This window comes from Streptomyces sp. NPDC021020 (assembly GCF_044333285.1).
Taxonomy (GTDB): domain Bacteria; phylum Actinomycetota; class Actinomycetes; order Streptomycetales; family Streptomycetaceae; genus Actinacidiphila.
Map to the genome: position 1 here is coordinate 504,601 of NZ_JBIRQQ010000004.1, position 23,211 is coordinate 527,811.

14 protein-coding genes are annotated in these 23,211 nt (G+C 73.8%); 11 read left to right on the plus strand and 3 right to left on the minus strand.

Features of this window, described 5'->3' with window-relative positions; translation table 11 throughout:
* Window positions 1-65 precede the first annotated feature (65 nt).
* Together ACH4SL_RS14045 and ACH4SL_RS14050 are read right to left on the minus strand one after the other, a co-directional pair.
* Window positions 66-3,452 carry an amino acid adenylation domain-containing protein gene (locus tag ACH4SL_RS14045; protein WP_398444878.1) on the minus strand — a complete coding sequence of 1,129 codons (3,387 nt, stop codon included), beginning with the start codon at window positions 3,450-3,452 and terminating at the stop codon, window positions 66-68.
* A 21-nt stretch (window positions 3,453-3,473) separates the two neighbouring features.
* Window positions 3,474-7,961 (minus strand): beta-ketoacyl synthase N-terminal-like domain-containing protein, encoded by a 4,488-nt coding sequence (locus tag ACH4SL_RS14050; protein ID WP_398444880.1) that lies wholly within the window; start codon window positions 7,959-7,961, stop codon window positions 3,474-3,476.
* Window positions 7,962-8,321: 360 nt separating this feature from the next.
* Here ACH4SL_RS14050 and ACH4SL_RS14055 point away from each other — a divergent pair, with 360 nt between their 5' ends.
* The 11 genes from ACH4SL_RS14055 to ACH4SL_RS14105 all read left to right on the plus strand — a co-directional run bounded on the left by ACH4SL_RS14055 (window position 8,322) and on the right by ACH4SL_RS14105 (window position 22,483).
* The gene (locus tag ACH4SL_RS14055; RefSeq protein ID WP_398444882.1) at window positions 8,322-9,272 is read left to right on the plus strand and encodes a hypothetical protein; all 951 of its coding nucleotides are present in this window, start codon (window positions 8,322-8,324) and stop codon (window positions 9,270-9,272) included.
* A 15-nt stretch (window positions 9,273-9,287) separates the two neighbouring features.
* Window positions 9,288-10,172: a diiron oxygenase gene (locus ACH4SL_RS14060; RefSeq protein ID WP_398444884.1), complete on the plus strand. Its 885-nt coding sequence runs from the start codon at window positions 9,288-9,290 to the stop codon at window positions 10,170-10,172.
* A complete protein-coding gene (locus tag ACH4SL_RS14065; protein ID WP_398444887.1) occupies window positions 10,169-10,411 on the plus strand; it encodes an acyl carrier protein in 243 nt (80 codons plus the stop codon). The genes ACH4SL_RS14060 and ACH4SL_RS14065 overlap by 4 nt, the downstream gene beginning before the upstream one ends.
* Window positions 10,411-11,238, plus strand: coding sequence for a hypothetical protein (locus ACH4SL_RS14070; RefSeq protein ID WP_398444889.1), 828 nt, complete (start codon window positions 10,411-10,413; stop codon window positions 11,236-11,238). Before ACH4SL_RS14065 ends, ACH4SL_RS14070 begins: the two co-directional genes overlap by 1 nt.
* Window positions 11,238-12,221: an NAD(P)H-dependent flavin oxidoreductase gene (locus tag ACH4SL_RS14075; RefSeq protein ID WP_398444891.1), complete on the plus strand. Its 984-nt coding sequence runs from the start codon at window positions 11,238-11,240 to the stop codon at window positions 12,219-12,221. Before ACH4SL_RS14070 ends, ACH4SL_RS14075 begins: the two co-directional genes overlap by 1 nt.
* Window positions 12,222-12,225: 4 nt before the next feature.
* Window positions 12,226-13,092, plus strand: a complete 867-nt coding sequence (locus tag ACH4SL_RS14080; protein ID WP_398444893.1) for an alpha/beta fold hydrolase — start codon at window positions 12,226-12,228, stop codon at window positions 13,090-13,092.
* Window positions 13,085-13,339: a hypothetical protein gene (locus tag ACH4SL_RS14085; RefSeq protein ID WP_398444896.1), complete on the plus strand. Its 255-nt coding sequence runs from the start codon at window positions 13,085-13,087 to the stop codon at window positions 13,337-13,339. Before ACH4SL_RS14080 ends, ACH4SL_RS14085 begins: the two co-directional genes overlap by 8 nt.
* Window positions 13,340-13,345: 6 nt before the next feature.
* The gene (locus ACH4SL_RS14090) at window positions 13,346-13,921 is read left to right on the plus strand and encodes a 4'-phosphopantetheinyl transferase superfamily protein (protein WP_398444898.1); all 576 of its coding nucleotides are present in this window, start codon (window positions 13,346-13,348) and stop codon (window positions 13,919-13,921) included.
* A gap of 132 nt (window positions 13,922-14,053) precedes the next feature.
* Window positions 14,054-20,314, plus strand: a complete 6,261-nt coding sequence (gene pks2, locus ACH4SL_RS14095; protein WP_398444900.1) for a sulfolipid-1 biosynthesis phthioceranic/hydroxyphthioceranic acid synthase — start codon at window positions 14,054-14,056, stop codon at window positions 20,312-20,314.
* Window positions 20,311-21,420 (plus strand): thioester reductase domain-containing protein, encoded by a 1,110-nt coding sequence (locus ACH4SL_RS14100; protein WP_398444902.1) that lies wholly within the window; start codon window positions 20,311-20,313, stop codon window positions 21,418-21,420. Before pks2 ends, ACH4SL_RS14100 begins: the two co-directional genes overlap by 4 nt.
* A 133-nt stretch (window positions 21,421-21,553) precedes the next feature.
* Window positions 21,554-22,483, plus strand: a complete 930-nt coding sequence (locus ACH4SL_RS14105) for an alpha/beta hydrolase (protein ID WP_398444904.1) — start codon at window positions 21,554-21,556, stop codon at window positions 22,481-22,483.
* Window positions 22,484-22,502: 19 nt separating this feature from the next.
* On the opposite strand, the gene ACH4SL_RS14110 is transcribed toward ACH4SL_RS14105, so the two are convergent.
* On the minus strand, window positions 22,503-23,150 hold the full coding sequence (locus tag ACH4SL_RS14110) for a TetR/AcrR family transcriptional regulator C-terminal domain-containing protein (RefSeq protein ID WP_398444907.1): 648 nt from the start codon (window positions 23,148-23,150) through the stop codon (window positions 22,503-22,505).
* Window positions 23,151-23,211 lie beyond the last annotated feature (61 nt).

The window sequence follows — 23,211 nt, forward strand, 5'->3', positions numbered from 1 at the left end:
GCTGACCGTACGCACGCCGGAGCCGGGCCGTCCGTGGGGGCGGCCCGGCTCCGGCGTGCGGGGGCTCAGTCGGTCGCGGGGCGCAGCACCGACGCGAGGCGGGCGACCGTCGGGTTGTCGAAGAGGGTGCGCAGCCCTTCGTCCTGGCTCACGGTGGTGCCGAACTCCCGCGCGACCCGCTCCAGGATGCCGATCGCGTGCAGCGAGTCGCCGCCGAGCTCGAAGAAGTTCTCGTCCGTCCCGAAGTCGTCGCGCTCCAGGACCTCCTGCCAGAAGCCCAGCAGCGCACGCTCCACGTCGTCCTGCGGCGCCGAGTGGGTGCCCGCGGGCTGCTGCTCGCGCGGGGCGGGCAGCGCCGAGGCGTCCACCTTGCCGTTCGCGCTCAGCGGCACCCGCGGGATGACGAGGTAGTGCCGCGGCACCATGTAGTCGGGCAGCAGCTCCGCCAGTTGCGCCCGCAGCAGGCCTGCGTCCGGGTGCGTACGCCCCGGTACGACCTCGCCGCCGTCCGGCACCAGATACGCCACGAGCTGCCGGCTGCCGGTGCGGGGGTTGGTGTCCACCGCGACCAGCGCGTCCCGCACCCCGGGGTGGCGGCGCAGCGGCGCGGCTATCTCGCCCAGCTCGATGCGGTAGCCGTTGAGCTTGATCTGCGAGTCCTCGCGGCCCAGGAAGTCGATGTCCCCGCCGGGCAGGAAGCGGCCCAGGTCACCGGTGCGGTAGAGCCGCTCGCCGGTGCGCGGGTGGGTGAAGAAGCGCTCCGCCGTCCGCTCCGGATCGCCCCAGTAGCCGCGGGCCACGCCGCTGCCGCCGATGTGGATCTCGCCCGTCGCCCACACCGGGCTGGGCTCCAGCCACTGGTCGTAGACGTGCATCGTCTGGTTGCCGAGCGCCTTGCCGTACGGGATGCGCGACCAGTGCGCGGGCACCTCGCCGATCGGGTGGTGGATCGACCAGATCGACGCCTCCGTGGCGCCGCCCTGGCTCATCAGCACCGCGTCCGGGTAGTAGGCGCGGATACGGTCCGGGAGGGCGACCGGGATCCAGTCGCCGCTCATCATGACCAGCCGCAGGGCGTGCGCGGGCGGGGGAGCGGCGCTGTCGTGCGCGTCGATCCACACCTGCATCAGGGCCGGGACGCTGTTCCAGACCGTCACCGCGTGCCGCTCCGTCAGCTCCGACCAGTGCTGCGGCTCCTGCGCCCGGTCCGGCTCCGGCATCACCACCGCGCCGCCCGCCGCGAGCATGCCGAAGATGTCGTAGACCGACAGGTCGAAGCTCAGCGCGGACAGCGCCAGCGCGCGGTCGGCGGCCGTGACCGCGTAGCGCTCCGTCAGGTCCTGGATGGTGTTGGCGGCCGCCCGGTGGTCGATCATGACGCCCTTGGGGGTGCCCGTCGAGCCGGAGGTGAAGATGACGTACGCCAGGTCCGCCGGGTCGGGGCCGGCGGCCGGGGGCGTCGCGGGCGCGGACCGCACCTCGTCGTCGGCGAGCGTCACCAGCCGGACGCCCGCGGGCCACTCCAGCTCCGCGCGCAGCCGCTCGGTCGTCACCACGACCCGCACCCCGCCCTGTTCGAGCAGCTTCGCCCGCCGGGCGGCCGGCCAGCGCGGCTCGACCGGCAGGTACGCCGCCCCCGACCGGGTGACGCCCAGGGCCGCCGCCACCTGCTCGTAGCCCTTCTCGGCGATGACGCCGACCAGCGTGTCCCGGGCGGCACCCGCCGCCTGGAGGACGTGCGCCAGCCGGTGGGAGTCCGCGACGAGTGCGGCGTACGCGTGCGCGCCGTCCGCCGCGATCACCGCGACCGCGTCGGGGGTCCGCGCGGCCTGCTCCTCGACCAGGCCGCACAGCGTACGGTCCGGGATGGCGACCTGCGTGTCGTTGGCCCGGCGGCGCTCCTCGGCCTGCTCCCGCGGCAGGACGACGATCTCCCGCTCGTCCCACGCCGCCTCGCCGCCCGCCAGCCGCTCCAGGCCCGCCCGGTGCGCCTCGAACATCTCCTCCAGCATGCCGTCGGGGAAGAGGCCCTCGACGTAGTCCCAGTTGACCAGCAGCTCCCCGCGGTCCTCCAGCACCTGGTAGTCCAGCCACACCTGGGGCGTCTGGCTCACGCCGTACACGACGTCGCCGAACACCTGGGCCGTCTCGCTCGGACCGGACCCGGAGTCGAAGCCCACCATGCTGGTGAAGACCACCGGCATCGCCGCCCCGGGCCGCCCGCCCAGCCGCCGGGCCCGCTCGCGCAGCACCCGCACACCGGAGAAGGTCGCGTGGCCCAGGTCCTCCATGAGCTGGAGGTGCAGCCGCTTGGCCCGCCCGGCGAAGGAGTCCCCGGCGTCGGGCCGGGTCTCCAGCAGCACCAGCGAGGTGAAGTCGCCGATCACCTCGCCCACCTGCGGGTGCAGCGGCGGGCGGTTGAACAGCGTGAGGTTCATGGTCAGTTCGGGCCGCTTCGACCAGCGGCGCAGCACATCGGCGTACGCGGTCATGAGCACCGCGGACGGGGTCAGGCCGCGGGCGCGGGCCGTCTCCTTCACCGCGGCCCACCGCTCGCGCGGCAGCCGCGCGTGCTGCCGGGCGAAGCGCGGGCGGCTCAGCTGCCCGGGCTGGACCGCGAGCGGCAGCTCCGGCGCGGGCGCCAGGGTGTCGAGCCGGTCCAGCCAGTAGGCGCGGTCGTCCTCGAAGCGCCGTTCGGTCTGCGCCCGCTGCTCGGCGAGGACGCAGTCGCGGAAGGTCACCTCCAGTGGTGCGGGCGGCTCGTCCGGACAGCTGTAGAAGCGGAACCAGTCGCGCTGGAAGATCCCGAAGCTGAAGCCGTCCATGATCAGCATGTCCAGGCTCAGATGCAGCCGCCAGCGGCGCTCGTCCAGCTTCGTGGCCCGCACCTCGAACAGCGGCCACCGGTCGGCGGGCAGCACCTGGTGCGCCAGCTCCTGGCGGATCTCCTCGATCCCCGCCTCCTGCGCGGCCTCGTCCAGCCCCGACAGGTCCAGCGCCCGCACCTCGTACGCCGGCACCTCCGGCAGCACCCGCTGCCGCCCGTCCGGGGAGATGACCGCGCGGAGCATGTCGTGCCGCTGCACGAGCCGGTCCAGACTGCGCCCGAGCCTGGGCACGTCGAGATCGGCGGCGTCGAACTCCAGGTAGCAGTGCGTCGAGTTGCCGCCCAGCTCCACCGCGGGCGTCCGGCCCACCCAGTAGGCCTGCTGGATGTCGGTCAGCGGGAAGGGCTCGTGCCGCTCCGCGGGCCGGGGCACCAGCGCCTCCGCGCCGTCCGCCGCCGCGGCGGAGCGCGCGACGCTCTCGACCAGCTCGTCCCGCCGCAGCTTCATCTCCTCGCGCAGCTCGGCCGTCAGCGCACCGGGCGGGGCCGTCACATGCAGCCGGCCGTCGGCCAGCCGCAGTCTGACCCCGCGGCGGTACAGCTCGGCGAAGAGGTCCGTGGTCATGGTGGCTGCCCTTCTGGCGGATTAGAGGATGAGTTCTTCGAGCGGCTCGCCCGACGCCGGCACCTCGTCGGCGGTCACCACGAGGCTGCGCGCCGCGAGGGAGCGGCAGACCAGGTCCACGACGTCCGCCACGGTGGTCTCGCCGAGCAGCTTCTGGGGCGGTACGTCCACGTGCAGGCCGCTGCGGAACTGCTCGCGCAGCCGCATCGCGCGCAGCGAGTCCAGGCCGAGGTCGCCCAGCCGGGAGGCGGGGAAGCGGGTGCGTACGCTCGCCGGGTCGTCGGCGAAGGTGCCGACCATCGCGCCGACCCGGGCGAACAGGGCGTCGGTGAGGGCCTGCCGGGCGCCCTGCGGGTCCTCGACGGCGAGCCGCACGAGCCCTTCGGTGTCCCACGGCTCGTCGCCGTCCTGCGCGGGCTTTTCGGGCAGCTCGGCGGGAGCCAACACCAGCCCGGCGGCGCTGACCAGGGGCTCGCCCGCGTCGTCGTACAGCTCGACGCCGACCGTGCCGTCCGCGGCGCGGCGCGCGTGGCACCACACCCGGCCGGGCAGTTCGCGGTGGCAGGTCAGCCGGGCCAGCCCCGCCGGCAGCAGCGGTCCGCCCTCGGGGGCCGGGACGAGCGCCGCCGCCGTCAGCAGGCCGACCTCGAACACGACGGGATGCAGGACGTACCCGTCCCCCGCGCCGGTCTCCACGAGCGCCAACGCCTCGTCGTCCGCCCGCCACCACCCCCGTACGGCCTCCCGGTACGCCGGCCCGCACGCGATCCCGGCGCCGTCCAGCCACCCGAACAGCTCCTCCGCATCCCGCGCCGCCATCCGCCCCCGCAGCCCTTCGGGGTCGACCCGGGAGGGGGCGGGCGGATTCTTCTCGGCGGCGCAGGCGGTGAACCGGTGCGTCCAGCGCGGGCGTCGGGGGGCGGGGGTGTTCGGGGTGCCGGTGAAGCCCGCGGAGGGCGAGGCGGCGTCGGATCGCACGTCGCCGGGGGCCGCGGTGCCCGGGGCTGCCGGGCCGGGGGCAGGGCCGGCGCCGCCGGAGTTCGCCCCGGTCGGCCGCTCCGCGGTGAAGCCGCGGACGCGGCGGGTCGCGCCGTGTGTCTCCGCCGCCGTCTGGAGGCGCAGCGGGCGGGCGTCCGTGAGCAGGGCCGGGGGGCCGAAGACGAGGTCCTCGATCGTGCGGACGTCCGCGGGGTCGACGCCGTCACCGGCGCCGTGGCGGGCGGCGGCCAGAGCCCAATCGGCGACGGCGGCGGGCGGCAGGGCGGGGGTGCCGCGCAGCCGGTACTGCTCCCCGGCGTACCAGGGCTCACGGGCCGTCAGGGTACGGGCGAAGCGCCGCTCCGCGGGGTCGGCGAGGTCGACCTCGGCGCCCAGCAGCGGGTGCAGGGGCTCGGCTTCGGGCTCGACCGGGCCGTGGCCGCCCAGGGCGGGCGAGGCGAGCCAGTAGCGGCTGCGCCGGAAGGGGTAGCCGGGCAGGCGGACCTGCTCGCCGGATGCGGCGGCGCCGTCGAAGGCCGCCTCCCAGCGCACCGCCGCCCCGGCGGTGTACGCCGCCGCGAGGCGGGCCAGCAGCTCGCCCGCGGTGGTGACGGCGCCGGGGTCCAGCTCCAGGCAGACCGCCGCGCCCTGCTCCCGCGCGCGGGCCGCGAGGTCGCCGCCCGCGCCCAGGAAGGCGCCGGTGGCCCAGCGTTCGGGGTCGCCCGGCGCGCCGCCCGCCGCGAGGACGAGCGTGCGGTCGGGCGTGCCGTAGGCGACGCCCTCCGCCGCGGTCCGCAGCGCGCCCGCGTCCTCGTCGGCGCGTGCCGCGGCGGCGGCGAGCGCGGCCGCGTCGGTCGGCGAGAGGTCGCCGTCCCCGCGCAGCGCGTCCCCGTCGGCGTCGGCCCGGGCCGCGGCGGCGGCGAGCGCTGCCGCGTCGGCGGGGGACAGGACCCCGGCGGCGCAGGCCGCGGCGATCTCGCCGACGCCCGCGCCCGCGACGACCTCCGGCTCCACGCCGAAGGAGCGGACGAGTGCGACGAGCGCCGTCTGGAAGGCGAACACGGCAGCCTGCCGGTAGGCGGCGGGCGGCGCGCCGAGGTGCCGCTCCACCTGCGCGAGCGCGTCCGCGTGCGCGGCGGCGAAGACGGGGAAGCGCTCGCCGAGTTCGCGGGCCGAGCGTGCGGCCCCCGGCACATCGCCGGTGAGGACGAGCGCGGTCGCCGCGCCGCCCGTGCCCGCGGCCGTCCCGGTGACGAGCCCGGCCGCCTCCGCCCCGCGGGCCAGCGCCCCGAGCGCGGCCCGGCGCTCGGCGCCGTCGCCGATGACGACGGCCCGGTGCGCGAACCCCGCCCGCGTCCGCGCCAGCACCCGCCCGACCCCCACGTCCCCACCCGCGGACCGCCCCCCGACAAACCCGGCCAGCTCCCCGGCCATGTCCCGCAACGCCCCCGCGTCCTTGGCCGACAACACCCAGGGCACGCAGACGTCCTCGACACCGCCCGCGCCGTTCGCGGCCTCCGCGCCACCGTCGTCCGTACGCCCTGCAGCACCCGCACCGTTTTGGCTGCGCGCGCCGCCCGCGCCGTTCGCGGCTCCCGCGTCACCCACCTCGCCAGCCGCCGCACGCCCTGCGGCACCCGCACCGACGGCGCCCGCCGCCCCGTCCGCGCTGCCCGCGGCAGCCGCACCGCTCGCAGTGCCTGCGGTAGCCGTACTGCTTGCGGCGCCCGCCGTACCGAAGGCGCCCGCCGTACCGCCCGTACCGCGCGCGGCAGCGGCGCCGCTCGCAGTGCCTGCGGCAGCCGTACTGCTCGCGGTGCCCGCCGCACCAGGCCTGGTAACGCCCGCCGTACCGAAGGCGGCAGCCGTACCGCCCGTACCGCCCGTACCGCCCGCGCCGCCTGCGGCAGCGGCGCCGCTCGCAGTGCCTGCGGCAGCCGTACCGCTCGCGGTGCCCGCCGCGCCCGGCGCGATAACGCCCGCCGTACCGCCCGTACCGCCCGCGGCAGCGGCGCCGCTCGCAGCGCCTGCGGCAGCCGTACCGCTCGCGGTGCCCGCCGCGCCCGGCGCCGTCACCCCCGCGGCCCCCGCCGCGCTCGGCTGCTCCACGATCAGGTGGGCGTTCGTGCCGCTGATGCCGAAGGATGACACGCCCGCGCGGCGCGGGCGGGTGGTCGCGGGCCAGGGGGAGGACTCGGTGGTGAGGGTGACGGAGCCGGCGGACCAGTCGACGTAGGTCGAGGGGGCGTCGATGTTGAGGGTGCGGGCGTGGACGCCCGCGCGCATGGACATGACGATCTTGATGACGCTCGCCACGCCGGAGGCGGTCTGCGTGTGGCCGATGTTGGATTTCACCGAGCCCAGCCGCAGCGGCCGCCCCTGCGGGCGGTTCTCGCCGTACGTCGCGATGACGGCCTCCGCCTCGATCGCGTCGCCCAGCGCCGTGCCCGTACCGTGGCCCTCCACCGCGTCGATCTGGTCGGGGGCGAGTCCGGCGCTGTCGAGGGCCTGCCGGATGACCGCCTCCTGGGCGGAACGGCTGGGCGAGGTCAGGCCGTTGGTGGCGCCGTCCTGGTTGACGGCGGAGCCGCGGATCACCGCGAGGACGCTGTGGCCGGCGGCCCGCGCCGCCGACAGCCGCTCCAGGACGAGCAGCCCGGCGCCCTCGCCGAAGCCCATGCCGTCGGCGCCCGCGGCGAAGGGCTTGCAGCGGCCGTCCGCGGCGAGCGCGCCGCGGCGGCCGAACTCCAGGATGACGTTCGGCGTCGCCATGACGGTGACCCCGCCGGCCAGCGCGAGTTCGCAGTCGCCGCGGCGCAGCGCCTGGCAGGCCAGGTGGATCGCGACCAGCGAGGACGAGCAGGCGGTGTCGATGCTGAGGGCCGGTCCGTGCAGCCCGAGGGCGTAGGCGACGCGGCCGGACGTGGTGCTCGGGGCGCCGCCGATGATCTGCTGGTCCGCGGCGCCCTCGGGGAGCTCCGTCTGCGGGCCGGCGCCGTAGTGGCAGTAGGAGACCCCGGCGTAGACGCCCGTGCGCGTGCCGCGCAGGCCCGCGGGGTCCATCCCTGCGTGGTCGACGGCGTCCCACGCGGTCTCCAGCAGCAGGCGCTGCTGGGGGTCCGTCACCAGCGCCTCGTGCGGGGTGATCCCGAAGAAGCCCGCGTCGAAGCGGTCGGCCCCGGCCGGGCCGCCGAGGAAGCCGCCCCGGCGCCCCGGCCCGGCGCCGGACGGGTCTCCGGACGCGCCTCCGGTTGAGCCCCCGGACGGACCCCCGTCCGGGCCTCCGGACGGGCCTGCGCCCAGCCCCCATCCGCGGTCGCCGGGGAAGGGCGAGATGCCGTCCCCCTCGTCCGCGACGAATTCCCACAGCCCTTCCGGCGAGCGCAGCCCCGGCGGGAAACGGCAGCCCATGCCGACGATCGCGATCGGCTCCGCGTCCTTGAGCTCGGCCTCCTGCAGCTTGCGGGCCGCGACCCGCAGGTCGCCGGTTGCCTTCTTGAGGTACTGACGCAGCTTTTCTTCATCAGCCATTGGCCCGCCGGCTCCCGATTCTCAAGAAATTCGCTGCTGCCGAAAGCAAATGATTTAGGATTCAGTGAGTCCCGGTCGACCCTACTGTGCGATGCTCTCTCCTCATACCCCACCCCTACCCCTACGCATAAGTCTTACAGGGTCGGCCAGGGGTGCGATAGGGGTTGATGGGGCATCCGGAGTGGGCTAGTGCAGGCCGGTGGCCTGCTGAGTCTCCGTCCGGCGTGCCATATGCACCTTCGATAGTGCGTTTCTCATATACCGCCACGCTTTTATTACGGTTAATCTGGGACGCCAGGTCACAACCGTGCCGCGCCGATTCTGCGGGGGAGACGTACCGTGTCGGGCCAGTCAGTAGCAGTGGATACGCCCTGGGAAAGGGTCGCGGACTCGATCGAGTTCATTCCCGCCGAATACTCGGTGCGGGACCAGCCGGAATCGGTGGCGCAGGAGATGCTGCGCTGCGGGCCGGCGGAGATCGACCGGCTCGTCGCCGCGGGCCTGCCGTGCGAGGAGCGCGACGGCGTCCGGCACTTCGACACCAGCGACCTCTACAACCTCGGGATGTACTCGAACACCTCGAAGACCCAGCCCGAACTGGCCTTCCGGATGCTCTTCCGGTTCGCCGGCCGGCCGGTCGACGACCTGCTGCGGCCGAAGACCTGGGATTTCCAGGTCACGCTGGAGTGCCCGGACTGCGCGGGCGAGGCGCCGTGGCGCCTGGAGGCGCCGGACATCGACCGGTTCGGCGGCCGGCTCGCCGAGGTGACGGAGCCGGACCCGGGCGAGGGCTCGGCGGCGTACACCGCGACCGTCACCACGACCGGCGCGCGTACCCCGGTGATCTCCCCGGTGCTGCGCGAGCTGACGCAGGAGTACCTCGCGGCCGGCTACCGCTGGCAGATGATCCCGGTGCCGATGCAGTCCGACTACGGGCTGGTGCACGAGCTGGGCGCGACCAGCTGCATCGCCGCGAGCCTGCTGCTCACCGAGCGCTTCCGGGACGCCGGCTACCGCGCCGAGGCCAAGCGCGGCTGGTTCTGCGGGGTGCTCGGCGGCGCCCTGGACCTGCCGCACGCGTGCGTCGAGGTCGAGGACGACGACGGGACGCTCAAGACCATCGACATCGCCAAGTCGCAGCTGGCCGCGCGGCTGTCCGCGAGCACCGGCGACTTCCAGGAGCTGTGCCTTGGCTCCATCTACAACAAAGTCATTCCGTCCACCGCGTCCGGCAACGCCGCCCTGGGCTACCACGAGTGCGGCTCGAAGACGCCGGTCCACGTGCGCGCGGATATCCGATCGGTGCGTTGAGGAGACGACTGAACCATGGCTGTACGCGACATCGAGCCGGTCGAACTGGACCTGGACCGCCTGGAGCAACTGGCCTCGTCCGGCTACTACAACCCGTACACGTACTTCGACTGGCCGGAGACCATCGAGCCGGACAAACCGTGGATGAGCGAGAGCCTGACCACGCTGGCCGGCACCGAGATGTGGGACGAGCTGACCCGCGAGCAGCAGGTCGCGCTGACCCGCTACGAGACGATCAACTTCTTCAGCCTCAACATCCACGGCATCCGTGAGCTGATGAGCGAAGTCGTCATGCGCATCCACGAGCGCACCTACGCGGGCGTCTCGGAGTTCATGCACCACTTCATCGGCGAAGAGAACGAGCACATGTGGTTCTTCGCCCAGTTCTGCCTGCGCTACGGCGGCAAGCTCTACCCCGCGCAGCCGAACCTGCAGGCCGACTCGGTCGAGCACCTCTCCCCGCTGGCCCGCGAGCTCATCGTCTTCGCGCGCGTGCTGATCTTCGAGGAGATCGTCGACTACTACAACGCGCACATGGCGACCGACGAGTCGCTGCCGTTCATCGCCCGGGAGATCAACCGGGTGCACCACCAGGACGAGAGCCGGCATGTCGCGTTCGGCCGGATGATCTTCACCAACCTGCTGGAGCAGGTCAAGAAGCGCGACCCCGAAGAGGTCCCGGTGATCGCGGAGTACCTGGAGAGCTACCTCCAGTACAGCATCGCCACCCTCTACAACCCCGCCGCCTACCGCGACGCGGGTATCCCGGACGCGCTGAAGCTGCGGCGGCGCGCGCTGGAGCACCCGGCCCGCAAGGAGGCGCACGAGCAGATCCTCAAGCGCACCCGGCGCTTCCTGGTGAAGGCCGGCGCGACCGTCGGGGAGCCTGCCCAGTCATGAGCGAACCCATGGCGGCCGTCCAGGAGTTCATCCTGGGGCGCAATCCCAAGCTCGACCACCTGGCCGGCGACTTCGACCTGATCGACAGCCGGGCCATCAACTCGCTCGCCTTCGTCGAGTTCATCTTCCTGCTGGAGGAGCTGACCGGCGACGCGATCGACCCCGAGGACATCGACCTCGACGACTTCCGGACCCTCGACGCGATAGAAGCGCGATTCTTCAAGCAGAAGGCGGCGTGATGACCACAGCAACCGACAACGGCCTCGGCGTCCTCGACGGCGGCCAGCTGCGTCTGCTGCGCGCGATCGACGGGGTCTTCCAGCGCTTCGCCGAGGGCTGGCAGGCCCCGGAGTTCCGCTTCCCGTTCCTGATCGGGACCGAGCACCTGGACAGGTTCGACTACTTCGACAACTTCCCGCACCTGGGCCTGGCCGCCACCCGGCTGGACCCGCAGCGGCTGGCCAAGCACCTCGCCGACGCCGAGCGCCCGGTCGACCGCGTCCCGCCCGAGGTCATGGAGCCGACGGCCTTCGCGCTGCCGTCCGCGGCCTGCTACGCGATCTACGTCGACCTGGCCGGCAGCACGCTGCCGGCCGACGGGCTCATGCGCACCACGGTCGCCACCTGCTTCCGCAACGAGGACCACTACGCGGGCCTCCAGCGGCTGCTGGGCTTCTCCATGCGCGAGATCGTCTTCATCGGCCCCGAGGACGGCGCCAAGGAGCACCTGGTGCGCGCCAAGGAGACCGTGCTGGCGCTGTGCGCGAAGCTCGGTCTGGACGTCAGCGTGGAGGTCGCCACCGACCCGTTCTTCGACAAGAACGGCAGCAAGGCCAAGATGCAGCGGCTCTTCCCCGTCAAGGAGGAGTTCATCGTCAATGGCCTGTCGATCGGCTCGGTCAACTACCACCGGAACTTCTTCGGCGAGCGCTGCACCATCTCGGCCGGCGAGGACACCGCGCACACCAGCTGCCTGGCCTTCGGCCTGGAGCGCTGGGTGCACACCCTGACGCGGGCCTTCGGCGACACCGCCGCCGCGCTGGCCGCGGTGGAGGCGCTGGACTGATGCGCGCGACGTTGGCAGAGGCGCTCGGGATCCGGGTGGGCCTGCTCCAGTCCGGGATGGGCGGCGTCGCGGGCCCGGAGCTCGCCTGCGCGGTGTCGGAGGCGGGCGGGGCGGGCTGCCTGGGCGGCTACAAGCTGGCCGGCGAGGCGCTGTCGGCCGCGCTCAAGCGGCTGGTGGCGGGCACCGACCGCCCTGTCGGCGTGAACCTCATCCCGGAGGTCGTCGGGCCCGAGGACCTCGACCTGCAGCTCGCCCAGGTGCTGGAGGAGACGCCGCGGAGCGTCTACGTGTCGCTGTTCGGGATGCCCGACGACGCCGTGTTCGAGCGCGTCACCGCCGCCGGGCGCGCCCTCGTCGTCCAGGTCGGCACCGTCGAGGACGGTGTGCGCGCGGCCGGGCACGGCGCGATCGTCGTCGTGCAGGGCACCGAGGCGGGCGGCCACCTGCTCGGCACCGCGCTGCGCGACGACCTGGTCGGCGAGCTGCGGGCGCTGCTGCCCGACGCCTGCCTGGTGTCGGCCGGCGGTATCGGCTCGGCCGACGAGGCCGCCCGTGCGGCGGCCTCGGGCGCCGACGGCGTACTGCTGGGCACCGCCTTCGTGGTGGCCCGCGAGTCGATGGCCCACCCGGTCTTCAAGAGCGCGGTCATCGCCTCGGGCAAGGCCGACACCGTCATCTCCGACGTGTACGAGATCGGCTGGCCGGGCCGCCGCCACCGGGTCCTGGCGACCGATGTCACCCGCGATCCCGACCAGCCGAAGAAATTCATCGGCCGCACCGTGGTCGAGGGCAAGCCCTATGTCGTGCCGCGGTTCAGTGCCGCGGTGCCCACGACCGCCACGAGCGGTCGTATCGAGGAGATGGCGATGTACTGCGGACTTTCCTGCGGCGCCATTTCCGGCGAACTCCCGGCGGCCGACATCGTCGCCGGATTCGCCCGTATCTTCCCGGGCGCCGAGGCCCTCGAAGCAGGGAAAGGATAAACCGATGCCAGGATACGAGAACCTGTCCCGTATGGACCTCACCTACCGTGAGGACACCCCGCGGATATCCACGCGCGAAGGGGTCGAGCTCTACTACGAGTCCCGCGGCGAGGGAATTCCGATCACGATGGTCAACCCGTTCTTCCTGACCAGCCCGTCCTGGCGGGTTTTCAGCGAGGAGCTGGAGAAGGACTACCGCCTGCTGAGCTACGACCTGGCCAACCACGGGGCCTCCTCGCACGGGGGCGCCGAGCCCACCTGGGAAGAGCACATGGAGGACCTGGTCGGCCTGCTCGACGCGCTGGAGGTCGAGTCCACCTACCTCATCGGGGTCTCCACCTCCACCGTGCTGGCCCGCGAGATGGCGATCAAGCACCCCGACCGCATCCGGGGCATCGTGCTGACCGGCCCCGTCTTCGGGCCCAAGGGCATGCGGCGGCAGCGGCAGGTGCAGCGGGCGTGGCTGCACACCCTGGAGACCCGCGGTGTCGCCGGGCTCTACGAGCACATGTACCCCGAGGTCTTCAGCGCCGAGATGAACGAGTTCCTCGGCTCCCCGGGCTACCTGGCCTTCCGGGAGGCCTTCTCGGCGCTGTCCACCGTGGAGGACCTGGTCAACGGCCTCTCCCAGGCCATGAAGGACGAGCACAAGCCGGAGATGCTGGCCGGTATCCAGGTGCCGGCCCTGGTCGTCGTCGGCGACGACGACTTCCTGATCGGCCCGACGGCCGCGAAGGAGCTCGCCGCCCAGTTCCCGAACGGCCGCGCCGAGATCATGCCGCGCTGCGGCCACGTGCCCTACGTGGACGACGCCGAGACCTTCCAGGCCATGGTGGACACGTTCATCAAGGACGTGGAAGCGCATGCCTGACCAGGCGGAGGAGGTGCGGCAGCGCATCAGGAAACTGCTCGTCGGGCTCTTCACCGACGCGCAGTTCCTGAGCGCCGTCCCCGACTCGGCGTCGCTCCGCCAGGCGGGGGTGTCGTCGAACGCCCTGGTCAGCCTGCTGGTGGCAATGGAGGACGACTTCGGCTTCGAGTGGGACGACGACGTCCGGCCCGAGGTGCTGCGGTCGATCGACTCGCTCGCGGGCCACGTGCTGGCCGTCGGGTCCTGAGGGTGCGTGGAGCCCGTCGGCCTGCCGCTTCCCCCCGGGGCGGCGGCGCGGGTGCGGATCGCCTGGAGCCCGGTGCGCCCGCCGTACGGCCCCGCGCAGGAGTCGGCGGCCGGCCGCCGCGCGGCGTCGGCGGCGCTGGCCGCGGCCGGCGCCGCGGTGACGGCCGTGCCGCGCGACACGGACGGCCGGCCGCGGTTCCCGGCGGGTTTCCCGGGCTCCATCTCGCACACCGGGCGGCTGGCCGTCGCGCTGGTGGCACCGGGTGCGGCCGGGGCCGGGGTCGACATCGAGGACGCCGTCATCGGCCCGCGGGTCGCCCGGTTCGTGCTGCGGACGGCGGAGCGCGCCGCGCTGCTCCCGCCCGCGGGGGATTTCACACCGCGTGAACTGTTCGCCGCCAAGGAAGCGGCCTTCAAGGTGCTGTACGGCCCGGAGACCAGGGAACACCTCTTGTTCTGGCGCGTGGGACTCAGCGTTTCCGGAAATTCCCTGGAGGCGTCCTACCGTGGCGTGCGAATCCCGGTCTGGGTTCGCTCGGAGGCGGAACTCACATTGGCCGTCGCTATTCGAACGCATAGCTGACGGCTGTTATTGGTGACGTTATACATCGCACTCGAAGACGTGAATTCTGCATGTTTACCGGAATAGCCTGAAGCGGGTAACATGATCCTGCGGGGTCGCAAAACCCGGCCCTTTCCGTGAGGAGGAGTCGTTGTGTCGGATCCTAGGGACATCGCGGTTATCGGTATCGGGTGCCGATTCCCCGGTGGAATTGATTCCCCGGAGGCACTGTGGGATCTGATCGAGCGCGGTGGCGACGCGATCACAGACATCCCCGCAGACCGGTGGAACGCCGAAGAGATCTACGACCAGGAGAAGGGGGTACCCGGCCGGACCGTCTCGCGGTGGGGCGGCTTCCTCTCCGACATCGCGGGCTTCGACGCGAGGTTCTTCAAGCTCAGTGAGCGTGAGGCGCTGTCGGTCGACCCGCAGCACCGCCTCCTGCTGGAGACCTCCTACGAGGCGGTCGAGCACGCCGGCATCCGCCCGTCCGCGCTCGCGGGCACGCGGACCGGCGTCTTCGTCGGTATGGCGCACTTCGACTACGCCATCGCCACCGCCGGGGCGCAGGAGCAGGAGAAGATCCACCCCTACGGCTTCACCGGCGGCGCCCCGAGCATGGGTTCGGGCCGGATCTCCTTCTCGCTGGGCCTCACCGGGCCGTCCCTGAGTATCGACACGGCCTGCTCCTCGGGCCTGGCGTCGGTGCACCTGGCGGTCCAGAGCATCCGCAGCGGCGAGAGCGACATGGCGCTGGCCGGCGGCTGCATGGTCATGATGATCCCGGACGCGACCATCTCGTCGTCCGGTCTCGGCATGCTCTCGCCCACCGGCCGCTGCCGGCCCTTCGACCAGGGCGCGGACGGATTCGTCCGCTCCGAGGGCTGCGGCGTGGTGCTGCTCAAGCGCGCCTCGGACGCGGTGGCCGACGGCGACCGCATCCTCGCCGTCATCAAGGGCGTCGCCTCCAACCAGGACGGCCGCACCGAGACCGTCACAATGCCCTCGGAGTCCGCCCAGATCGCGGTGCACCGCGCCGCCCTCGCCGACTCGGGCGTCGACCCCGACACGATCGGGATGGTGCAGGCGCACGGCACCGGCACCCCGGTCGGCGACCCGATCGAATTCCGCGCGCTCGCCGAGGTCTACGGCCGCGACAGCGCCTGCGCCGTCACCTCGGTCAAGTCCAACATCGGCCACACCGAGTCGGCCGCCGGCACCGCCGGCCTCATCACCGCGGTCCTGGCGCTCCAGCACGGCGCCGTGCCGCGCACGCTGCACCTCAACGAGCTCAACAAGGAGATCAGCGAGGTCAGCACGCAGCTGTTCGTGCCCGGCGAGATGCAGGAGTGGCCGGACGAGCGGCGGCCCCGGCGCGCCGCGGTCTCCGCCTTCGGGATGAGCGGCACCAACGTGCACGCCGTCCTGGAGGAGGCCCCGGCCCCCGCCCCCGTGACGCCCGCCGGGCCCGGCGCGGAGCGGCTGCTCTTCCCCCTGTCGGCCACCTCCGCGGACGAACTCGCGCCGACCGCTACGCGCATTGCGGACTGGCTGGAGGCGCACCCCGAGGTCACGCCGACCGACCTCGGCCACACCCTCGCCCGCGGTCGCGAGCACCGCGACTTCCGCACGGCCGTCATCGCCCGCGACCGGGACGAGCTGATCGCCGGCCTGCGCGGCGTCGGCGGCCAGGTCGCCGAGCGGCCCCCTGCGGCTGTCGCCGGCGACGACACGCGCGGGCCGGTGTGGCTGTTCTCCGGCCAGGGCTCGCAGTGGGCGGGCATGGGCTCGCAACTGCTGGAGACCGAGCCCGCCTTCGCCGCGCAGGTCGCCGAGATCGAGCCGCTGGTGCAGCGCGAGTCGGGCTTCTCGGTGACCGGGGCGATGACGCACCCCGAGACGGTCACCGGCATCGACCACGTGCAGCCGACGCTCTTCGCCATGCAGGTCGGCCTCGCCGCCGCCTGGCGGGCGGCCGGCGTCGAGCCCGGCGCGGTCATCGGGCACTCCCTCGGCGAGGTCGCGGCCGCCGTCGTGGCCGGGGCGCTGACCCTCGATGACGGTGTCAAGGTCATCTGCCGCCGCTCCCGGCTGTGCGCGCGCCTGGCCGGCTCGGGTGCCATGGCCTCGATCGAGCTTCCCGCGGCCCGTATCGAGCAGGAACTGGCCGGCCTGGACGACGTCGTCGTGTCGGTCATCGCCTCGCCGGAGTCCACCGTGATCGGCGGCGCCACCAAGAAGGTCCGCGACCTGGTCGCCGAGTGGGAGCGGCGCGGTGTGCTGGCCCGCGAGGTGGCCGTGGACGTCGCCTCGCACTCCCCGCAGGTCGACCCGATCCTCACCGAACTGGCCGAGGTGCTCGCCGACCTGCGGCCGCTCACCGGCACGGTGCCGTTCTACGGGACGGCGCTGGGCGACCCGCACGACCGGCCGGCCTTCGACGCCGCCTACTGGGTCGGCAACCTCCGCCAGCCGGTCCGCTTCAGCACCGCCGTGACGGCCGCGCTGGACGACGGCCACCGCGTCTTCCTCGAGCTGTCCCCGCACCCGCTGCTGACCCGGGCGGTCGACCAGTGCGCCCGCTCCGCGAGCCTGCCCGCCACCGCCGTCGCGAGCATGCGCCGCGGCCAGGACATCCCGCACGGCCTGCTGGGCACCCTCGTCGAGGTGTACGCGGCGGGCGGCGGCGTCGACTTCACGGCCCTCCACCCGGCCGGCGCCCTCGTCGACGCGCCGCTCCCGACCTGGAGCCGGCAGCACCTGCTGGTCAAGACCGGCCAGTCGCGGCCCGCCCACACGGTGAAGATCCACCCGCTGCTGGGTGTCCACGTCCGCCTCGACGAGGACGAGGAGCGGCACGCCTGGCAGTCGGACGTCGGCACCGGGGTGCTGCCCTGGCTCGCCGACCACCGGGTGCGCGACGTCGCGGCCTACCCCGGCGCGGCGCACTGCGAGTCCGCGCTCAACGCCGCCGCCGAGGTCTTCGGGCCCGGCGCCGAGGTGCGGGGCCTGCGCTTCGAGCGCATGCTGCTGCTCAGCGGCGCCACACAGCTGTCCACCTCGGCCGTGTCCGAGGCACCGGGGCAGTTCCGCTGGGAGGCGTCCACCTCCGAGAACGGCGAGCGCTCCCGGCTCGCGTCCGCCACCCTGGCCCCCGCGGCGGCGGAAAGGACCGAGCCCGTACCGCTGGACATCGACCTGCTCCTCGACGAGCACACCGCGGAGCTGACCGGGGACGAACTGCGGGGCACCCTCGCCGAGCGCGGCATCCAGTACGGGCCCGCCTTCCAGGGAGCGCTGACGGCCCGCCAGGGCATCGACGACGACGGCTTCCAGACGGTCCTGGCCGAGGTGAACCTCCCGTCACCGCTGCGCAGCGGCAACGACGGCTTCCTCGTCCACCCCGCCCTGCTGGACGCCTGCTTCCAGACCGTCGCGGCCCTGCCCGCGGTGTCCGGCGACGGCGAGGGAGGCCTGCTGCTCCCGCTGGAGGTCGGGCGGCTGCGGCTGTGGTCCACGGCCGCAGCCAAGTTCTGCCATGTGCGGCTGCGCAGCAGCGACGGCAACCGGGTGGTCGCCGACCTCCAGCTCACCGACACCTATGGTGCGGTGCTGCTGAGCGTCGACGGCCTGGTCATGGGCACCAGGACCGGCGACGAGGACAACGCCGACCAGGTGCTGGCCGACCGGCTGCTGACCGTCGAATGGCAGCAGCAGGATGCCCCGCAGCCCGTCGGGGCACCCGCCGCCGAGCCCTGGCTGATCCTGGCCTCGCCGGACTCCGTGCCCGCCCCCGAAGAACTGGCCGAGGCCCTCGGCGAGCAGGGCGGCCGGTGCGAGATCAGGACCTGGCCGGTGCCCGGCGGGAAGGTCCCGGTCGCCGGCACGGCCTGGCACGGCGTCGTCATGCTGTGCCCGCGGCCCTCGGGCCAGGAGGGCCCGGACGCCCTCGCGCGTGGCCTGGACCTGGTCGAGTCGGTCGTCGGCGTCGCGCAGGAGCTCGCGGGCGCCGACGGCACCCCGCCCCGGCTGTACGCGATCACCCAGAGCGCGCAGCACGTCGTACCCGGGGACCAGGTCAACCTGGAGCACGCCGGCATCCGAGGCCTGCTCCGGGTGATCGGCGCGGAGTTCCCCGACCTGAAAGCCACCCAGATCGACCTCCACGCCGACCCGGAGGACGGCCCGGCCGCGAAGAACCTTGCGGCGGAACTGACCTCGGGCGCCGCGGACGACGAGACCGCGTGGCGCGCCGACCGCTGGTACACCGCGCGGCTGCGGCACACGCCGCTCGCCGCCGCCGAGCGCCACCCGGCCACCGCGGGCGCGAACCCGCAGGCGGACGGCGTGCGGATGGAGATCCGCCAGCCCGGCGACCTGGACACCCTGGAGCTGACCGTCGTCCCGCGCCGCGCGCCGGGCGAGGGACAGATCGAGATCGGGATCGGTGCCGCGAGCGTCAACTTCCACGACGTCCTGTTCGCGCACGGCAACTACCACGCTTTCGAGGGCGTGGAGCCCGCGCTCGGCGTGGACTGCGCGGGCACCGTCGTACGAGTCGGCGCGGGCGTCACCGACTTCGCGGTCGGCGACCGGGTCATGACCAGCGCCGCCGTCGAAGGCGCCTGGGGCACCCACGCCACGATCGACGCGGCGCTGGCCGCCCCGGTGCCCGGCAGCCTGACCCTCGACCAGGCCGCGGCCGTCCCCGCGGTCTACGCGACCGTCTGGTACGGCCTGCGGGACCAGGCGCGGCTGCGCGAGGGCGAGCGGATCCTCATCCACTCGGCCACCGGCGGCACGGGCCAGGCGGCGATCGCGGTGGCCCGGCTCGCCGGGGCGGAGATCTACGCGACGGCCGGCAGCGAGTCGCGCCGCGCGTGGCTGCGCGACCAGGGCATCGAGCACGTCTACGACTCCCGCAGCCTGGAATTCGCCGACCGCATCCGCGAGGACACCGGCGGCGCGGGCGTGGACGTCGTCCTCAACTCCCTGACCGGCGCCGCCCAGCGCGTCAGCCTCGACCTGCTGGCCTTCGGCGGCCGCTTCGTCGAGATCGGCAAGCGGGACATCTACCGCGACGCCAAGCTGGGCCTCGCGCCCTTCCGCCGCAACCTCGCCTTCTTCAGCGTCGACCTGGAACTCATGGCGGCCGCCGACCCGGGCCGCCTGGGCCGCCTGCTGCGCGAGGTCTCCGAGCACCTGGCCGACGGCAGGCTCGCCGCGCCCACCACGACCGCCTTCCCGCTGGCCGAGGCCGCGACGGCGATCCGGCAGATGGCCTCCGCCCAGCACCTGGGCAAGCTCGTCCTCACCACCGACGTGGCCGCGGACGCCCCGGCCGTGCTCGCCCCCGAGCACGTCCCGGTCTTCCGCCGCGACGGCGCGTACATCATCACCGGCGGCCTCGGCGGTCTCGGACTGCGGCTGGCCCGGCACCTGTCGGCCGGCGGCTGCGGGCGGATCGTGCTCAACTCCCGCTCCGCGCCCGGCGAGGACGCCGAGCGCGAGATCCGGGCTATGCGTGAGGCGGGCACCGAGGTGCACGTCGAGCGCGGCGACATCGCGTCCCCCGGCACCGCGGAGCGGCTGGCCGCGGCGGCCCGGGCCACCGGGCTGGAGCTGCGCGGCGTGCTGCACGCCGCGGCCGTGGTGGAGGACGCGACGATCCCCAGCATCACCCGCGAACTCCTCGACCGGGACTGGGCGCCCAAGACCTACGGCGCCTGGTACCTGCACGAGGCGACCGCGGGGGACGACCTCGACTGGTTCTGCACCTTCTCCTCGGCCGCCGCGCTGCTCGGCTCACCGGGCCAGGGCGCGTACGCCGCCGCCAACAGCTGGCTGGACGGCTTCACGGCCTGGCGGCGCGGCAAGGGGCTGCCGGTGACCACGGTCGCCTGGGGCGCGTGGGGCGAGATCGGCCGCGGCGCGGTCCTGGCCGACGCGGGCGACACCACCATGATCACCCCCGACGAGGGCGTCCACGCCTTCGACGCCCTGCTGCGCCACACCCGCCCCTACACCGGCTACCTCCCGCTGGCCCGAGCGCCGTGGCTCACCTCGCTCGCGGGCCGCAGCGTCTTCGCCGAGTCCTTCCAGGACGACAGGGGCGACCAGCAGGCGTCCTCGGAGGTGCGCCAGGAGTTCGACGCGCTGCCCGCCGAGGACCGGGTCGGCTGGCTGCGCCGCTTCGTGGCGGGGGAGGCCGCCGCCATCGTGCGCGGCACGGTCGACCCGAGCCGGCCCTTCAACGACTACGGCCTGGACTCGCTCGGCAACCTGGAACTGCGCACCCGGATCGAGACCAACCTCGGCATACGCATCGCCCCCAAGGCGGTGGCCGAGAACCACTCGGCCCAGGCGCTGGCCCAGCACCTGGCCGACCTCATCGGCACCCAGGGGACGGTATGAAGGCGATCATCCTGACCGGTGCCACCGGGTCGCTCGGCGGTCACCTGGCGGCGGCGCTGCTCGAACAGCCCCACCCCGTCGTCCACTGCCTGGTGCGGGCCTCCGACGCGGCGGTGGCGGACCGGCGGCTGCGTGCGCGGATGGCCGAGATCGGCACGGACGACCCGGCGCGGCTCGTCGCGGTGCCGGCGAACCTGGAGTCGCCCCGGCTCGGCATGCTGCCGCAGGTCTGGAACGACATGACCGAGCAGGTCGGCCAGATCTTCCACTGCGCCGCCTCCGTCCACCTCACCGCGCCCTACCAGCAGCTCGCGCCCGCCAACGTCGGCGGCACCCGGGAGCTGCTGGAACTGGCCACCGCGATCGCCGGGCGCTCCGGCACCGAGGTCGGCTTCCACTACGTCTCGACGCTCGCGGTCTTCCTCGACGCGGCCCGCGCCGGGATCCCGGTGGCCGACGAGTCCACGCCGCCGACCATGCAGACCGCGGGGGAGCTGGGCTACCCGCGCTCCAAGGTCGCCGCCGAGCGCGCGGTGGCCCGCGCCGCCGACCGCGGCGTGGCCGGCACCGTCTACCGCCCGGGGCTGGTCACCGGCGACTCGGTGACCGGCGACACCTCGGCGTCGGACCTGCTCATGCCCGTGCTGCGGGCGGTCGTGGCGATCGGCTACGCGCCCGACCGGGCCGAGGCGGTGCCCGGTGAGGCGGTCGACCTCGTCGCCCGGCACATCGTCCGGCTCTCCCCGGGCCGGACCGGGGGCGACGCCTACCACATGATCAAGCCGGAACTCGTCTCGCTCATGGGCGCCTTCGACGCCCTGCGGCGGGCCGGCTACCGGCTGGACGAGGTCGCGCCCGACAAGTGGTGGGAGCTGGCCCAGCAGCGCCGGGACGACCGCGAGGTGGCCCCGCTGATGCACATGGGCCAGATCGGCCGCCGGATGCTGGGCCTCGAACCCGACTACCCGATGCCGCCGGTCCGCAGCGACCGCACCTACGCGACGCTGCGGGCCTCGTGGCCGGAGCCGGCGCCGCTGGACGACGCCTTCTTCGACCGGCTGGTCGCCCGCGGCTTCCGCCGCTTCGCCTCCGCGCCGCAGGCCTGAGGGGCGACCCGAACCCCGGGGCGCGGGCCCGTGCCCGCGCCCCGGCACGCGGGCCCCGGTGCGTCCCCCGCGGACCGGGGCCCGTACACCCGACCGACGGCGGCGGCCGCGCCGCCCACCGAGGAGAGCCCCGATGCCCCTGGACCGCCTGCTCCGGCACCTGATCGCCTGGCAGAGCCTCGACGGGCCCCCGGTCCCGGATCGCGACCTGCCCGTCGCCGCGGCCCGCGAGCGGTATCTGGCGAACGCCGTCCGCACTCGCCAGGACCAGGACGCCGGCCAGGACGTGACCGCGGCCGCCGGGCAGGCCGGCGGCCCGGACGGCACGGCGGTTCCCCTGCGCGTCTACACCCCGGCCTCCGGCGGCCGGCGGCGGGTGCTCACGTACCTGCACGGCGGCGGCTGGGTGCTGGGCGATCTCGACAGCCACGACCACGTCTGCCGGGGCCTCGCCGCGTCGCTGGACGCCGTGGTGGTCGCGGCCGACTACCGGCTCGCGCCGGAATTCCCCTTCCCCGCCCAGCTGCACGACGCCGTCGCCGCCGTCCGCTGGACGGCGGCGGCCTTCCCCGGGCGGGCGCACGTCCTCGCGGGCGACAGCGCGGGCGCGAGCCTGGCGCTCGGCGTCGCCCTGCGCGAGCGCGACCTGCCGTACGCCGCCCACCTGCTCGTCTACCCGCCGGTGGACCCCAGCCTGACCTACGCCTCGGCGAGTGAGTGCGCCAAGGGCTACCTGCTCGGCGTCGACGACATGGCCTGGAACTACGACCAGTACGTCCAGGACCCGCGGCTGCGCGCCGACCCCGCCGTCAACCTGCTGGAGGCCGACTTCCGGGGCCTGGCGCCCACGCTGGTCGCGACCGCCGAGTACGACCCGCTGCGGGACGAGGCCGTGGAGCTCGTCGCCCGGATGAGCGCCGCCGGGGTGGACGTGACCCACCTGCCGGGGGAGGGGCTCGTGCACGGGTACTTCCTGATGCAGGGCGCCGTGCCCGCGGCCGCCGTCCGGGCCGGGCACGTGATCGGCGCGCTCGGCACGCTGCTGGCCGCCGCCGAGGGGTGAGCGGGGCCCGTACGGAGGGTCAGCGGGCGGCGTGCTCCTGCGCGGCCCGCTCCTTCTCCTGGAGGCGGCGCAGCCCCTCGACGAAGACGTTCAGCCCGTAGTCGAACCGCTCGGCCGGGTCGGTGCCCGAGAGCGAGTCGAGGGCCGCGGCGTACTGCGGCGACACCTCGACGGCGAGCCGGCCGGTGCGCTCCCGCCAGTCGTGGTCGGGCGGCAGCCCCAGCTGGGCCTGCTCCTCTATGGCGTGGCCGAGGACGTAGTAGAACAGCGCGAAGCTCACCCAGCCCGCCTGGGCGGGCGGCAGACCGGCCCGGGAAAGGACCTGGACGGCCTTGTCGGTGCCGATGACGGTGTTCGCACCGGGCGAGAAGGTGCCGGCCATCACCCGGGCGCCGTCCCGGCGGCTGAGCAGGGCCGTGCGCAGCCGGTTGCCCAGGATCCGCACCTGATCGAACCAGGCGGTGTCGGGCAGCGGGTCCCCGATGCCCTCGACGATCTTGTCCGCCATCGCGTCGAGCAGCGCCTCCTTGTTCGGGAAGTGCCGGTAGAGGGCGCCACCTTGCACGTTCAGCGCTGCGCCGAGTTTGCGCATCGTGAGCTGGTCAAGGCCCTCGGAGTCGATGAAGCGCAGGGCCTCGTCGACCACGTCGGCTTTGCGCAGTGGCATCAGTACTCCCTCTGATTGACATCCCCAGGCAGGTATCGTAGCGTGAACATCGTTCACGTAA